The sequence below is a fragment of the Micromonospora sp. NPDC018662 genome, from assembly GCF_044391475.1.
In the GTDB taxonomy this organism is placed as follows: Bacteria; Actinomycetota; Actinomycetes; order Mycobacteriales; family Micromonosporaceae; genus Micromonospora.
In genome coordinates this window covers 594,907-609,979 of sequence record NZ_JBISAC010000001.1, presented here as the reverse complement: position 1 = coordinate 609,979, position 15,073 = coordinate 594,907, and the positions used below count along the sequence as shown (strand labels likewise).

The window sequence follows — 15,073 nt, the reverse complement described above, 5'->3', positions numbered from 1 at the left end:
CTTACACCTCAGCGCGGAGGGGGCGCCGCTGGGCGCGGCGGCGGGGCGGGGCGGTCGCGGGTACGGGATGGCGCGGCTAACCTTCCCCGGAGTAGGGAGACGCAGGTCACGCGACGAAGGAGTCACCGTATGAGCGAGGCATTGGCCAATCTGCTGAACGAGACGCGCCAGTTCCCGCCGCCGGCCGAACTCGCCGCGAACGCCAACGTGACCGCCCAGGCGTACGAGGAGGCGGCCGCCGACCGGCTCGCCTTCTGGGAGCGCCAGGCCGGCCGGCTGGCCTGGGCGCAGCCGTGGGAGACGGTGCTCGACTGGTCGAACGCCCCGTTCGCGAAGTGGTTCACCGGCGGCCGGCTGAACGTGGCGTACAACTGCCTGGACCGGCATGTGGAGGCCGGTCACGGCGACAAGGTGGCGATCCACTGGGAGGGCGAGCCGGGCGACACCCGGACCGTCACGTACGCGGATCTGCACCGGCTCACCTGTCAGGCGGCGAACGCGCTGACCGAGCTGGGCGTGACGGCCGGCGACCGGGTGGCGATCTACCTGCCGATGATCCCGGAGGCCGCGGTGGCGATGCTCGCCTGCGCCCGGATCGGCGCCACGCACAGCGTGGTGTTCGGCGGTTTCTCCGCCGACGCGCTGACCAACCGGATCCAGGACGCCAGCGCCAAGGTGGTGATCACCGCCGACGGTGGCTTCCGTCGGGGCAAGCCGTCGGCGCTCAAGCCGACCGTGGACGAGGCGGTGGCGAACTGCCCGTCGGTGGAGCACGTGCTGGTGGTGCGCCGCACCGGCGAGGAGGTCGGCTGGTCGGCGAAGGACCACTGGTGGCACGAGACGGTGGAGACCGCCGCGCCGGAGCACGAGGCGCAGCCGTTCGACGCCGAGCACCCGCTCTTCATCCTCTACACCAGCGGCACGACGGCCCGGCCGAAGGGCATCCTGCACACCACCGGCGGCTACCTGACCCAGACGTCGTACACGACGCACGCGGTGTTCGACCTGAAGCCGGAGACGGACGTCTACTGGTGCACTGCCGACATCGGCTGGGTGACCGGGCACTCCTACATCGTCTACGGCCCGCTCTCCAACGGCGCCACCCAGGTCATGTACGAGGGCACCCCGGACACCCCGCACAAGGGCCGGTTCTGGGAGATCGTCGACAAGTACCAGGTCAGCATCCTCTACACCGCGCCGACCCTGATCCGCACCATGATGAAGTGGGGCGAGGACGTCCCGGCCGGCTACGACCTGTCGTCGCTGCGTCTGCTCGGCAGCGTCGGTGAGCCGATCAACCCCGAGGCGTGGATGTGGTACCGGCAGCACGTGGGCCACGGTGAGCTGCCGGTCGTCGACACCTGGTGGCAGACCGAGACCGGGGCCATGATGATCTCGCCGTTGCCGGGCGTGACCGAGGCGAAGCCCGGTTCGGCGATGACCCCGCTGCCCGGCGTGGTCGCCGACGTGGTCGACGACCAGGGCCAGTCGGTGCCGAACGGCGGGGGTGGCTACCTGGTGCTCACCGAGCCGTGGCCGTCGATGCTGCGCACCATCTGGGGCGACGACAACCGGTTCCTGGAGACGTACTGGTCGCGGTTCGGCGCGGGCGCCAACACCGGCGACAAGTGGGTCTACTTCGCCGGTGACGGCGCCAAGAAGGACGACGACGGGCACGTCTGGCTGCTCGGCCGGGTCGACGACGTGATGCTGGTGTCCGGGCACAACATCTCCACCACCGAGGTGGAGTCGGCGCTGGTCAGCCACCCGTCGGTGGCGGAGGCGGCGGTGGTCGGCGCGACCGACCCGACCACCGGGCAGGCGATCGTCGCGTTCGCCATTCCGCGCGGCAGCACGGAGATCTCCGGCGACGCCGGCGAGCAGCTCATCGCCGAGCTGCGCAACCACGTGGCGAGGACGCTCGGCCCGATCGCCAAGCCGCGCCAGATCATGCTGGTGCCGGAGTTGCCGAAGACCCGCTCCGGGAAGATCATGCGCCGGCTGCTGCGGGACGTGGCGGAGAACCGCTCGCTGGGCGACGTGACCACGTTGCAGGACTCCTCGGTGATGGAGTTGATCTCGTCGGGGATGAGCGGCGGCAAGTCCGACGAGGACTGACGCCGGGTGACGGAACGGGGGCGGGTCGCGCGATGCGGCCCGCCCCCGTTCGTCGTACCGCGCCTAGGAGGTGGTCACCGTGCCGACCTGGAGCCGCTGGTTCGCGGTCGCGGCCATGGGCTGCCGGACCTCGACCCGCACGTTGTACTCACCGGCCATCGGCACGTTCCCGAGCGCCTGGTAGACGCCCGGCTTGCCGGCCACCTCGGCCATCACGAGCGGGCCCTGCTTGTGCGCCATCGGCATGGCCACCATGTCGGTGTACGCCACCACCTGGCCCTTCGTGATCGGGTCGTAGCTGCCCGGGGCGCTGACCTGCGCCTCGATCCGGATCTGCAGGTCGCCCAGGTGCTCGGCGCGGACGTCGATGGCGGCCTGCGGCGCGGGGCTCGCCGCGTGCTCCTTCGACGCGGCCGAGGCGGGACCGGCGGCGGTGGGCGTCGCCGACCCGGTCGGGCGGGTGATCAGGAACCCGAGCACACCCACCAGCAACGCGCCGGTCATCCCGAGGCAGATGCCCAGGATCATGCCCTGCCGGAAGGGACGCGGGCCGCGGTGCGGGCGTCGCCGCCCGCCCCGCCCGGGCTGTCCTGCCCGGGCGGGGCGGCCGAGCATCTCGTCCGGCAGCCGCAGCTTGCTGGCGCTCACCGTGTCTCCCGCTTCCGCCGCTCGGCCGGCGCGCGTTCCGCCGACCGGGCGGCCGGCTGTTTCGCCGGCGCGACCGCCGCTGTGCCGATCGGATGATCGGGCAGGGCGATCAGGTTGGGTTGGGCCGTGGCGTGCACCCGGAAGATGCCCCACTGCCCGCCGGTGAGATGCCGGGCCAGGGTGCCGGAGCGGTACAGGTAGTCGCCGGGCGCGGCCCGCCGGCCACCGGCGCCGCCGGCCACCGTCGGGTCGAGCACGACGTCGTACGAGACGCCGGGGTTGAACTGCCCCTGGCTGGCGGCGAGCGGCGAGCCGGCGTCCTTGGGCGCGCGGCGCCAGATGTGGTCGTGCAGGGCGAAGCTGGTGGAGCGTGGCTTGCCCACCGCCTGCCCGACCCGGAACACCGTCCGGTCACCGCCGTACGCCTGGAACAGCGGGGTGGACGGGTCGCCGTGGGTGACCGAACTGAACACGTTCGTGAGGTTCGGTTCGTTGGCCCACCGGTGCGACCACGGCGCGTTGCTGTAGTTGATCGACACCTCGCCCCGGTCCTCCGGGTCGTCGGCCTCCCGGCTCGGCGTCTTCACCAGGTCGAAGTTGTCCGGCACCGGCTGGTCGTCGGCGACGTTGCCGTTGGTGTCCTTGCGGAACAGCGCCAGGTCGCTGTTCATCAGCACGATGTTCTCGCGGTAGTCCGGCCCGACCGGGTCGGAGATCACCGCCTGGACACCGCTGCGCAGCGGTTGCCCGGTGGCCGGGTCGAGGTGGGTGGAGTTGCGCGGCTCGACCACCAGCGCGCCGTAGAGCCCGTGGTGCTGGTGGTGCAGCGGGTCGGCCATGTCGGTGAGCATGGACATGCCGATGTCCGCGCCGTCGAGGTACCAGCGGTAGGTGATCTCCTCGCCCGGGCCGACGGTCTCGTCCCGGTCGTTGCCGAGCCCGTCGTTGGTGTAGCCGGCGTTGACCCCCGCCGAGTAGCCGAACCGTTTCACCTTCTGCGGGTGCAGGGACACCCGGGTGCTGACCGGCAGCGGTTCGAAGCCCGGCACGTTTGCCTCGTCGCCCGGCGGCCGGTCGATGCAGGCCGGATACGTCAGTACGCCGGTCTGGTAGCCGAGTTGACCCGGTTCGGGCGCCTCGTGGCAGCTCGCCTTCGTCTTCGCCGGGTCGAGCCGGTTCTTCAGCGTGATCTCGACGCAGTCCAGCGCGTTCGCCCTGATCACCAACGGTTCGTTCTTCATCGTGTTGTTGACGTAGTCCTGCTCCAGCGCGTACGCCATTCCGTTGGGGTCGTGGTCACCGGCCTGGTTGTAGGTGATGTCCCGGTTGACCGCCACGATGCTGAACGTGCGGATCGGGGCCTTGATGCTGCCGTCCGCGTTGGCCGGGCACGGCTGGCCGGGCGGGTAGTCGAGGTCACCCGGGCCGGGCAGGTCGTGCGAGTTGTCGGTGCAGCCGGCGATGTTCGGGTTGTCGGGTAGCGGTTGGAGCAGTGTCACCTGGTTGGGGTCGGGTTCCCCGGTGCTGGGATCGTTCGGTGGCCACACCTCGCACCGGTAGACCCGCATCAGTCCCCAGGCGCCGAGGAAGAGGTCGTCGGAGCCGCCGAGGAAATACATGTCGTCGCGGTCGATGGGGGTGCCGTACTTGGGTCCGTCGTCCGTCGTCGGCACGTCCATCTCGAAGTATTCGAGGATGCCGATGTGTTGGGCGCCGACGACGTTGGAGTCGGTGTCCTTGGGTTCCTGTCGCCAGCGGTAGTCCATGTTGAAGCCGTGCGACTCCTCCTGCGACAACTGGAAGATCCGCCATTTGACCCGGTCACCCTGGAACGCCTCCGGTATCGGGGTGAACGGGTCGCCGTGTGTCGTGCTGGAGAAGACCCGGGACATGTCCGCCCCGCGTCTGCCCTCGAACGGCTCCAACCGGTAGTTGATGCCCATCACGCCCTGGTCGTCGTTGCTGGACGGGAACTTGGCCGGCTGGATCGGCACGCCCTGGGCGGTGACGAACGGGTCGTCGGTGGTGGTGGCCGGGTTGTTCGGCTGGAACATCGGCACGTGGTCCTCGATGAAGAGGGAGACATTCCGATAGTCCTGCGCGCTCGCCGGGCGACCGTTGTAGTCAGTGCCGCCGGCGCAGTGCACCGACACGATCGTGCCGACCGTCACCGGGTCGTCGGTCTTCGGGTCGTGGAAGGTGCAGCCGGCGTCGTGGATCGTGCCGCCGCCGAAGAGCCCGGCGTCCTGGTGGACGTTGGCGAAGAAGTGGTCGTGGAACGAGTTCGTCGAGGTGTTCTCGTGGACGAAGTCGCGGTAGGTGATGGTCTGGCCGGTGTCCGCGCCCTGGTCGTAGTTCCACCCGTTGGCCGCGCCGTCCGAGGAGAGCACGTCGAACTGCACCATGTGCTGGTGCAGGCCCACCTCGTTGGTGGTCTGCTTGCGGTCGAAGACCGTGTCGCCGTAGGTGACCGGTAGTCGGTTGGTGAGGTTGTAGGTGACGCAGTCCCCGACCGTCAGCAGCGGGGAGAACGGTTCCGGCTTCTCGGCCCCGGTCTCCACCGCCGTGCGTTTGGATTCCAGCACGTAGACCCGGGACTGCGGGTTGTGCCACTTCGTCTTGGGGTTGTAGGTCTGGTCGATCTGGATCGCCGCGATGTCGAACTTCTTCTGCGGGCGCCCGGCCGGGCACGGGTCCTGGAAGAAGCCGCCGGCGACCTGCGCGCCCGGATCGGCCGCGGCCTTCTCGAGTGTCGTGGGCGGGAACACGCCGGTGGTGGCGCGCTGGGTGACGCCGAGCGGCGGCTTGGGCGCCTTGTAGCCGAACGTGCCCGGTACGAAGTGCGGGAAGCCCGGGGTGACGCTGGCGACCGGGCTGGGCGGCGGGTTGGTGCCGTTGACCTCGGTCTGGTAGTCGAAGTCGGACAGCGGCGTCAGTTGGGGGATCGGTGTGCCGTCCGGGTTGAAGCGGCTGCCGTCCTCCAGCTTGTCCAGCGTGCGGTTCAACCCCCACATGCCGGTGGCGAAGTGCGGGTAGAGGTGGCAGTGGAAGATGATGTCGCCGAAGGTGGCCTTCTTGTTCTTGTGCGACGAGCCCGCGCCGCCCTGGACGATCAGGTCGTAGCTGGTGCCCGGGGAGACCGCCTGCACGTCCAGGATGTTGGTCTGGGTGGTGACGTGGGTGGGCTTGCTGATCTCGTCGAGGCCGTTCTCGTCGTCGGGGTGCTGCGCCCACCGGTTGACGTGCCAGTGGAAGGTGTGCGTCTCGAACTCCGCCGGGTGCAGCAGCCGCACCTGGGTGGGCTCACCCCGATAGTTGGCGAAGACGAGGTCCCCGCCGCCCGGGTCGCCGTAGACCCAGGAGGACAGTGAGGTCTCCTCGCCGACGCAGGCGTTGGCGTCGTACCGCTGGCCGGCCTGGGTGGCCTTGGGGCATCCGATCTCCTCCCGGTTGAACGTCGGCTCGGCCCGGTAGTTGAAGGCGAACCACTCCAGCTTGACCGGGGTCTGTTCCGGGCCGTAGGAGATCAACGCGTCGGCGTCACCGCCACCGAGGGCGGGCAGGGTGCCCTTCTTGAGCGCGGTGAGCTGCGTGGCGTTCGGTTGGACGCACTCGGTGCCGGTCTTGTCGGCCGAGTCGCCCCGGCAGAACCGGGTGAGGATGCCCGGTTCGGCCTCCACCTCGTCGTGCATGAAGAGCACGTGCTCGCGGAAGTCCTTGTTGTTGGGCCGCTTGATGATGGCGCGGGTGCCGGAGGCGAGCGGTCCACCGCTTCGGGAGTCCACCCAGGTGGCGTCGCTGGCCTCGACCACGATCGCGCCGAAGGCGCCGAAGGAGTGCGAGCCGATGAAGCGCACCTTGCCGTCGGACTCCACCGGCCGGGTCTGCCGCGAGGTGAAGTCCGCGCCGTCCTTGAACTGGAACTCGCCCTCGGCCTGGGCGTGCAGCCGGTAGACGATGGTCTGGCCGGGCTTGGCGGTCGAGTCCGGGTTGTAGCCGACCGCGCTGCCGTCCGAGCCCTTGACGTCGTAGTCGAGGCCGTCGAAGTGCATCGACGCGTTCGGCGCCCTGGTGGGATCGAAGTCGATCTTCGGCGCGGAGAGCGCCGGGGCGAACTCCCGCGGGTTCGGGGTCGCCGTGCCGGCGGCCCGCTTGACCTCACCCGGGAGGGTGAAGATCGCGGCGTCCCGGACGGTCCGGTCGAGCGGCGGGGCGGCCTCGTGCAACCGGTTGGTGAACGAGATCTCGACGCAGTCGCCCTGGTTGGCGCGTACGGTCAGCGGCTCGATCAGGTCGGTGAGGTTCGCCTGGGCCGGGTTGGCGGCGTTCCGGAAGCCCTGCCGAACCGTGTTGATGTTGCCGTCCAGGACGTACATCCGCCCCTCGGGGACCACGTCCCCGAACCGGTTGAGGAAGATCGGCACGTTGATCAGCGAGACCTGGAAGGTCTTCTTGGGCGCGTTGGCGACGCACGGGTTGCCCGGGTCGACGGCCGCCGGCGGAGCGGGCAGCGCCGCGGCGGTGGCCTGGCTGACCATCCACATGGCGCCGCCGGCCAGCGACATCCACAGTCCGGCGCCGATGGCGAGCGCGAGCCGGACCGGCCAGCTCGATCGGCGGCGCGCGCCGGCCACGACGAACACGCCGAACGCGAGCATGAGTAGTAGGGGTGTGACATCGACGGGTGTTGCGACCACACGGCCTCCCCCGGTGGAGGGCCACGGGAGGCTACGCCGTCCGGCGAGAGGCCGGACGTGCCGAACACCATCGGGCGGCTGAGCCCCCGTGGCCCGCTGCGATGGTGTACAGATCGTTCCGTCAGCCAGTGGCGGATGTCAATGAAAGATTCACAAACGGTCACCACTCGATCACCCAGGGCGGCCGTATCGACTGACGGTGTGGTCGGTCGGCGGAGGAGGCATTGACCTGAACGGGCAGAGGGGCCGGCCCACCCCTGTCGATGGCGCTCGTCGTCAGCTACCTTCAGCCGCACCGGCAGATTTTGACAGGCGTCACTGAGACGGCCGGTTCCTCACCATTCCCTACGAAACGGAGTGGCATGCTCCCCAGTTCGCAGTCCCGGGCCCGCCGTCGACTACTCGTCGCGCTGCCCGCCATCGCCCTCGCCGCCTCGTCGCTGACCGTGACGGGCAGCGCGGCGGCCCAGCCGTCCCGGTCCGCGCCGGCCACGATCGCGGCGGACGAGCACTACATCAACTACGCCGAGCCCGAGGTGCAGCCGGACACCGGCGGCAAGGAGGCCAAGGGCAAGGACGGGGTCTTCTCCTCGCCGGCGGACGAGGCTCGCGCCTACGACCGCAAGTACGCCGGGGGCAACCCGATCGCGGCCCGGGAGCTGGCGAAGCTGGAGGCCAAGTCCATCCGGACCGGCCAGAGCCCGCGCAAGATCAAGAAGGCCAAGAACACCCAGACCGCCAAGCTGCTGACGCTGCTGGTGGAGTTCAACGACAAGGCCAACGACGACTTCACCGGCGTGATGGTGCCGAAGACGGTCTTCGAGGACCGCACCTGCGTGCCCGGCACGGTGCAGAACGGGCCGCGGCACAACACCATCCCGAACCCGGCCACCCTGCCGCACAAGGACAACAACTCGATGTGGGTGCCGGACTTCTCGCCGGCCCACTACGACAAGATGCTCTACACCAAGAAGGGCATCACCGAGCGGGTCCGCAAGGACCTCAAGGGGCCGGACGGCAAGCCGGGCATCAGCCTCGCCGGCCGGACCATGCACAACATGTACCTGGAGATGTCGAAGAACGCGTACACCGTGGACGGGCAGGCCAGCCCGTGGATCACGGTGCCGCACTCGGAGGGCTGGTACGCCGCCTCCCGCTGCTTCCAGGACGAGAACGGCAACTGGGTCGCCGGCCGTGAGCAGTCGATGAACGGTCACCCGGACAACCCGCAGGGCGCGGGCCGGCTCGCCACCGACGCGATCGACGCGCTGGCCGCCGCCGACCCGAACTTCCCCTGGGCCGACTACGACATCGAGGACCAGAGCGACCGCGACGGCGACGGCAACTACCACGAGCCGGACGGCGTGATCGACCACCTCGTGCTGGTGCACGCCAACCAGGGCAAGTCCCGTGGCGGCGGCGACGTCGGCGTCTACTCGGTCTGGGCGCACTCCTCCACGGTGGCCGGCGGCTACACCATCCCCGGCACGAACCTCAAGGTGTCGAACTACATCGTGCAGCCGGAGGACGCCGGCGTCGGCGTCTTCGCCCACGAGTTCGGGCACGACCTCGGCCTGCCGGACCTCTACGACACCTCCGGCAACGCCGACTCGGACGTGGACTTCTGGGACCTGATGGCGTCCGGCTCGCACTCCGGCGAGATCTTCCAGGCGCTCCCCACCCACATGGGCCTCTGGGACAAGTGGGTGCTCGGCTGGGCCGAGCCGAAGACCTTCGGGCCGGGCGACCGGGCCAAGCTGGTCAAGCTCGGACAGACCTCGCGTACGCCGGTGGGCACCGAGGACGGCATCAAGATCGACCTGCCGGACAAGGTGATCACGCTGGCCGAGCCGCACAGCGGCGCGAACATGTGGTACTCCGGCGCCGACCAGGCATGGGCGGACGTCAAGCTGAGCCGCACGGTGACCGTCCCGAACGCCGCCGACGCGAAGTTCTGGATGTGGAACGACTACGTCATCGAGGAGGACTGGGACTACGGTTTCGTCGAGGTCTCCACGGACGGCGGCGCCACCTGGACCGAGCGCAAGGTGTACGACTCCTCCGGCGCGCTGGTCTCCACCGATGACGGCTACAGCGACCCGAACGGCCGGATGGTCGACTTCGGCAACAAGAAGTACGGCCTGACCGGCAGCACCGGCGGCTGGCGCCACGACTACGTGGACCTGTCGTCGTACGCCGGGCAGACCGTGCAGGTGCGGCTGCGGTACGCCACCGACGAGGCGTTCCAGGAGCGCGGCTGGTTCGCCGACGACTTCTCGGTCACCGGCGGCGGCGCGACCACGTGGAGCGACGACGTCGAGGGCGGCGCGGCCGGCTGGACCCAGGCCGGCGGCACGTTCACCGACACCACCGGCGCGGGCTGGCACGTCGACTCGGGCACCCAGGTGCGCTCGCACTACTACCTGGCCGAGTGGCGTAACTTCGACGGCTTCGACAAGGGCCTGAAGTACGCCTACGACACCGTCTACTCGCACGAGGCGTGGAAGGTCGACCGGATCGCGTACAACGCGCCCGGCATGCTGGTCTGGTACCGGGACACCGAGCTCGGCGACGTCAACCACGTCACCGCGCAGATGACCGCGCTGCCCAGCTACGGCGCCAAGGGCGGGCTGCTGATCGTCGACTCGCACAACGACCCGCTGCGTCGCAAGGGCGTGGCGGCCGAGAAGGACCCGTCGGTGCTGGACAACCTGCCCAGCCGGCCGCAGTCCTCGAACGCCGCGTTCGGCCTGAAGCCGACGTACCCGTTCAAGGAGTGCCTGGAGGCGGCCGACGAGCCGTACAGCGAGTACTGCACGAAGTTCGGCGCGCAGGCGCCGGTGCGGGGCTTCACCGACAACAAGGGCTGGTACCCGGGCATCGAGATCCGTGACGGTTCGCCGTACGCGCGGGACAACGACGCCTCGGTGGTGGTCCCGTCGAAGGGCAACCAGCAGTACACGACCCGGGTGGTGAACCCGGACGGCACCCCGGCGACCGACTACTACGGTTCGACGCTGGGTGGCGGCGCGATCGTGCTGGGCACCGGCAACCCGGGTGACGCGGGTGTCGGGTACGGCACGTCGATCATCATCAAGCGGGCCGCCCGGGACAACTCGTACGCCCAGGTGTACGTGGTGCCGCCCCGGAGCTGATCGATCGACAACGTCGAACCGGAACCGGGATGACCGGAAAATGGGCTGAACGGGCCGGATGAGGGAAGGGCCGGGGGCGGTAGCGCTCCCGGCCCTTCCGCATATCCATTGGTCTCACTATATGTGGCCGACCGGGCATCGTTGCTGGTCAACGCCGGGGTGGCGAGGTGGGGTGTGACGGCAAAAGTCAACCCCAACAAAAAGTTGCCACAAATCGACGCACACATCTTCACAGCAGTCCCAGCAGTGTCTATGTTCACCGTGGGTCCCACTTGTGGGACGTTCCACCGGCCCGTACCCCCATGGGGCCGGTTCCCTCACACCGGAGGTACCACGTGCGCAAAGTCGCAGTGGGTCTGCTCGGGCTTTCGCTGACCGCGACGGGGCTGATGGCAGGCACGTCCGCCAGCGCCGCGCCGACGCCGAAGCTGCCGACCACCGCCCCGTCGGTGGCCGAGCCTGCGCAGGCTGAACACGACCTGCCCAACCCGCTCGAGGACAAGCGGCGCGCGCTGCGCCAGGAAGGCCTGAGCGAGGTCCTGTCGGGCAGGGCGAAGGCCCAGAAGATCAACGGCAGCACCGTCGTCAAGGTTGGCGAGAAGGCTGCCGAGGGTGCCGCGGCGGGCAAGGCCGCCAGGAGCACCAAGGCCGGCAAGGGTCCGACCGAGGACCAGTACGTCGAGCTCTCCCGCGAGCGGACCGACAAGATCTTCGTCATCCTCGCGGAATTCGGCGACGAGCGGCACCCGGACTACCCGGACAAGGACACCAACGCCAACATCGCGGGTCCGACCAAGTTCGACGGTCCGCTCGTCAACCAGATCCCGCAGCCCAACCGGGCGGTGGACAACTCCACGATCTGGCAGCCGGACTTCAGCGCCGATCACTTCCGGCAGATCTACTTCGGCACCAAGCCGGGTGACGAGTCGCTGAAGCAGTACTACGAGGCCCAGTCGTCGGGTCGATACAGCGTCGACGGCGAGGTCACCAACTGGGTCAAGGTCAAGTACAACGAGGCCCGGTACGGGCGCTCCGACGACCCGAAGGCCGACGACGACCCGACCGGTGACCCGGAGGTGTGCGACAGCAACGTCTGCGACAACACCTGGGACCTGGTCCGGGACGCCGCCAACCAGTGGGTCGCCGACCAGAAGAAGCAGGGCCGCACCGACGCCCAGATCGCCGCCGACGTCAAGTCGATGGACGAGTGGGACCGGTACGACTACGACGGCGACGGCAACTTCAACGAGCCGGACGGCTACATCGACCACTTCCAGATCGTCCACGCCGGCGGCGACCAGGCCGACGGTGACCCGATCCAGGGTGAGGACGCCATCTGGAGCCACCGCTGGTACGCGTTCGCCAGCGACCAGGGCAACACCGGCCCGGCCAACTTCCCGGCCGGCGGCACCGAGATCGGCAACACCGGCGTCTGGATCGGCGACTACACGATCCAGCCGGAGAACGGCGGCCGGAGCGTCTTCTACCACGAGTACGGCCACGACCTCGGTCTGCCGGACGACTACAACGTGGGCACCAGCGCCGACAACAACAACGAGCACTGGACCCTGATGGCCCAGAGCCGGCTCGGCGCGAAGAACGACGCCGGTATCGGCGACCGCGGTGGCGACCTGGGCGCCTGGAACAAGCTCCAGCTCGGGTGGCTCGACTACGAGACCGTCGTCGCCGGTCAGAAGCGCACCCTGGACCTCGGGCCGCAGGAGTACAACTCGGCCAAGGCCCAGGGCGCCGTCGTGGTGCTGCCGCAGCGGGAGTACACGTTCCAGAACGGCAAGCCGTTCGAGGGTACGAAGCAGTACTTCTCCGGTAACGCGGACGACCTCAACAGCACGATGACCCGCACCCTTGACTTCACGGGCAAGTCGTCGGCCGCGCTCACCATGAAGGGCCGCTACAACATCGAGTCGAACTTCGACTACATGTTCTTCGAGGCGTCGCTCGACGGCGGCCAGAGCTGGGTGAGCCTGCCCGGCACGGCCAACGGGAACCCGCTGAAGGAGATCTCCCCCGGCCGCTTCGCCCTGGACGGCAGCAGCAGGGGCAACTGGGTCGACATCAACATCCCGATGGACGCGGCGGCGGGCAAGGTCGTGCAGTTCCGGCTGCGCTACCAGACCGACGGTGGTCTCTCCGCGGGTGGCTTCTTCGGTGACGCCATCACCGTGACCGCCGACGGCCAGACCGTGTTCTCCGACGGTGCCGAGGCTGGCGCCAACGGCTGGACCCTGGCCGGCGGCTTCAGCGTCGTCGAGGAGACCTACACCCGTAAGTTCGACAACTACTACATCGCCGGCAACCGGTCGTACGTCTCGTACGACAAGTACCTCAAGACCGGCCCGTACTTCTTCGGCTACGCGAACACCCGCCCGGACTACGTGGACCACTACGCGTACCAGGAGGGTCTGCTGATCTCGTACTGGAACCTGCGTTGGGCGGACAACAACACCGCTCCGGCGTCGGCGAGCAACCCGAATGGTCACCCGGGTGAGGGTCGGAACCTGTACATCGACTCGCGTCCGCGGCCGCTCTACAACCTGACCGGCCAGCCCTGGCGGGCCCGGGTCCAGGTATACGACGCGCCGTTCAGCCTGAAGAAGGCGGACTCGTTCACCCTGCACCTCAACAGCCAGCCGCAGTACATCCGCGGTCAGGCTGCCGCTCCGCTGTTCGACGACAGCAAGCAGTACTGGTTCGCCGAGCTGCCGAACCACGGCGTCAAGGTCCCGAACAACGGGGTCAAGATCCGCGTGGTCGAGCAGAACGGCACCTCGATGAAGATCCGCATCTCCTGATCAACGGATCGTCGCACCACAGCGATGCCCGGGCGGTTCACCGCCCGGGCATCGCCCTTTCCGGCGCGGAACCTTCCGGCCCTCGCCCGCGTCCCATCCGGGTGACGCCTCGCACCGCCCTGCCGGCCACCCTCGCGGTGGTCCTGATCGCCACCGCCGGCTGCGCCGGGAACGGAGGACCCGTGCCCGACGACCCTCGGCCGTCCACCCCGGCCGCGCCGTCCACCTCACCCGCGCCGGCCACGCCGCCCACCCCGAAGGCGGACGCGCCGGCCGCCAGCGGTGCTCCTGCCGACCGCCCCACCCCCCTCTCCGCCACCGAGCTGCCGACCCTGCGGCGCCCGGCCGGGCCGCCGAGGAAGCCCACCGACAACCGCCCCACCGGGGCCGTCGCCGGGTGGATCACCCGTGGTGGTCCCGGCCCCTGCTACGGCCTGGTCGACGAGAACGGGCGGGAGTACGCCGTGCACGGCCCGGAGGCCGGTGAGCTGCGCGAGGGCGACTTCGTGACGTTGCGGTTGGCCTCGCGCGACCGTTCGGTCGACTGCGGCCCGGGCGTACCGATGCGGATCGTCAGCCCGTAGCCCCGTCACCCGGGGTGAGGGAACGCGCACCAAAAGCACAACCGGTCGGCACGGGCAACAGCGGAACGGCCCATTGACCCCGCGCGGACAGGAAACCATGCTCGTGGATGTCTGGTTCGGGGGCCAGGCGCGTCGCCGTTCCACGAGGACGCCGACCACCCGCCCCCGTCGTCCACGGGGGTGGCGACATGCCTACGGAAATGCTGTCCGACGACACCGGGAATCCATCGCGTAGCCCCGGCCACGACGCCGCCGTGGCGCGGAGTGCGCCACTGCTCGACGGGCTGCGTCGGGCCATCGCCGCCAGCCAGCACGATCTGGACCGGGTCCAGCGCCAGCTCACCGAGGCCGACGCCGAGCTGGCGTGGTGGACCAGCCGACTGACCCGGGAGGCGGACACCGCGCTCCTGGTCGACGGCGTACCGGACGCCGGTGAGTTCCACCGGCTCTCCGCGCGGCTGTGCGGCCGGGACACGGCGGGGTGCCGCCTCCTGCACGGCGACCCGGCCGGTCGGGAACCGCACGCGCACCCGGTCCCGGGCCCCGCCGACGCCGGTCACCGCAGCGTCGTCGGCCAGGCCCGACTGGAGGATCCCGCCTACCGGCGAGCGGCGGAGGAGGCACGCTCGGGGCACCGGCTCCGGGTGCTGCCCCGCCTGGCCACCACCATGCAGCTGGCCGACGGGGTCGCGCTGTTCTCCCTCCGGCAGCCGACCGGGCCGGCGGGACTGCTGATCCACCACCCGGAGCTGGTCGCGCTGGGAGTCCAGGTCTTCGAGGCGGCCTGGGTGGACGCCCTGCCGCTGGGGGTGCGTCGCGCGACCGGCGACGACCAGCCGTCGGGGGTCCAGCTCCAGATCCTGCGATTGGCGGCGGCCGGCGCGAAGGACGACACGATCGCCCGTAGCCTCGGCCGCAGCACCCGCTGGGTCCGGCGCCACTTCGAGCTGTTGGAGGAGGAGCTCGGGGCCACCAACCGGATGACGCTCGGCATCGCCGCCGTACGCCGGGGCTGGATCTGATCTTGCAGCTTGCGGACGTCGGCAACTCTGCCCTGC

Annotated in this window: 7 protein-coding genes; 5 read left to right on the top strand and 2 right to left on the bottom strand. The window is 69.6% G+C overall.

The genetic code is table 11. The features are described 5' to 3' along the window. Positions 1-129 precede the first annotated feature (129 nt). A complete protein-coding gene (gene acs, locus ACH495_RS02935) occupies positions 130-2,118 on the top strand; it encodes an acetate--CoA ligase (protein WP_396856056.1) in 1,989 nt (662 codons plus the stop codon). A gap of 63 nt (positions 2,119-2,181) precedes the next feature. Here acs and ACH495_RS02930 read toward each other — a convergent pair whose 3' ends face one another. Then, the gene (locus ACH495_RS02930) at positions 2,182-2,766 is read right to left on the bottom strand and encodes a hypothetical protein (RefSeq protein WP_396856055.1); all 585 of its coding nucleotides are present in this window, start codon (positions 2,764-2,766) and stop codon (positions 2,182-2,184) included. Beyond that, positions 2,763-7,424: a hypothetical protein gene (locus ACH495_RS02925; protein ID WP_396856054.1), complete on the bottom strand. Its 4,662-nt coding sequence runs from the start codon at positions 7,422-7,424 to the stop codon at positions 2,763-2,765. Before ACH495_RS02925 ends, ACH495_RS02930 begins: the two co-directional genes overlap by 4 nt. 401 nt (positions 7,425-7,825) lie before the next feature. Between ACH495_RS02925 and ACH495_RS02920 the strand changes: the two genes are divergently transcribed. The 4 genes from ACH495_RS02920 to ACH495_RS02905 all read left to right on the top strand — a co-directional run bounded on the left by ACH495_RS02920 (position 7,826) and on the right by ACH495_RS02905 (position 15,037). Beyond that, a complete protein-coding gene (locus tag ACH495_RS02920) occupies positions 7,826-10,618 on the top strand; it encodes an immune inhibitor A domain-containing protein (RefSeq protein ID WP_396856053.1) in 2,793 nt (930 codons plus the stop codon). A 350-nt stretch (positions 10,619-10,968) separates the two neighbouring features. Beyond that, positions 10,969-13,431, top strand: coding sequence for an immune inhibitor A domain-containing protein (locus ACH495_RS02915; RefSeq protein ID WP_396856506.1), 2,463 nt, complete (start codon positions 10,969-10,971; stop codon positions 13,429-13,431). 182 nt (positions 13,432-13,613) lie between these two features. Continuing rightward, the gene (locus tag ACH495_RS02910; protein ID WP_396856052.1) at positions 13,614-14,015 is read left to right on the top strand and encodes a hypothetical protein; all 402 of its coding nucleotides are present in this window, start codon (positions 13,614-13,616) and stop codon (positions 14,013-14,015) included. Positions 14,016-14,203: 188 nt separating this feature from the next. Beyond that, on the top strand, positions 14,204-15,037 hold the full coding sequence (locus ACH495_RS02905; RefSeq protein ID WP_396856051.1) for a hypothetical protein: 834 nt from the start codon (positions 14,204-14,206) through the stop codon (positions 15,035-15,037). Positions 15,038-15,073: the final 36 nt, after the last annotated feature.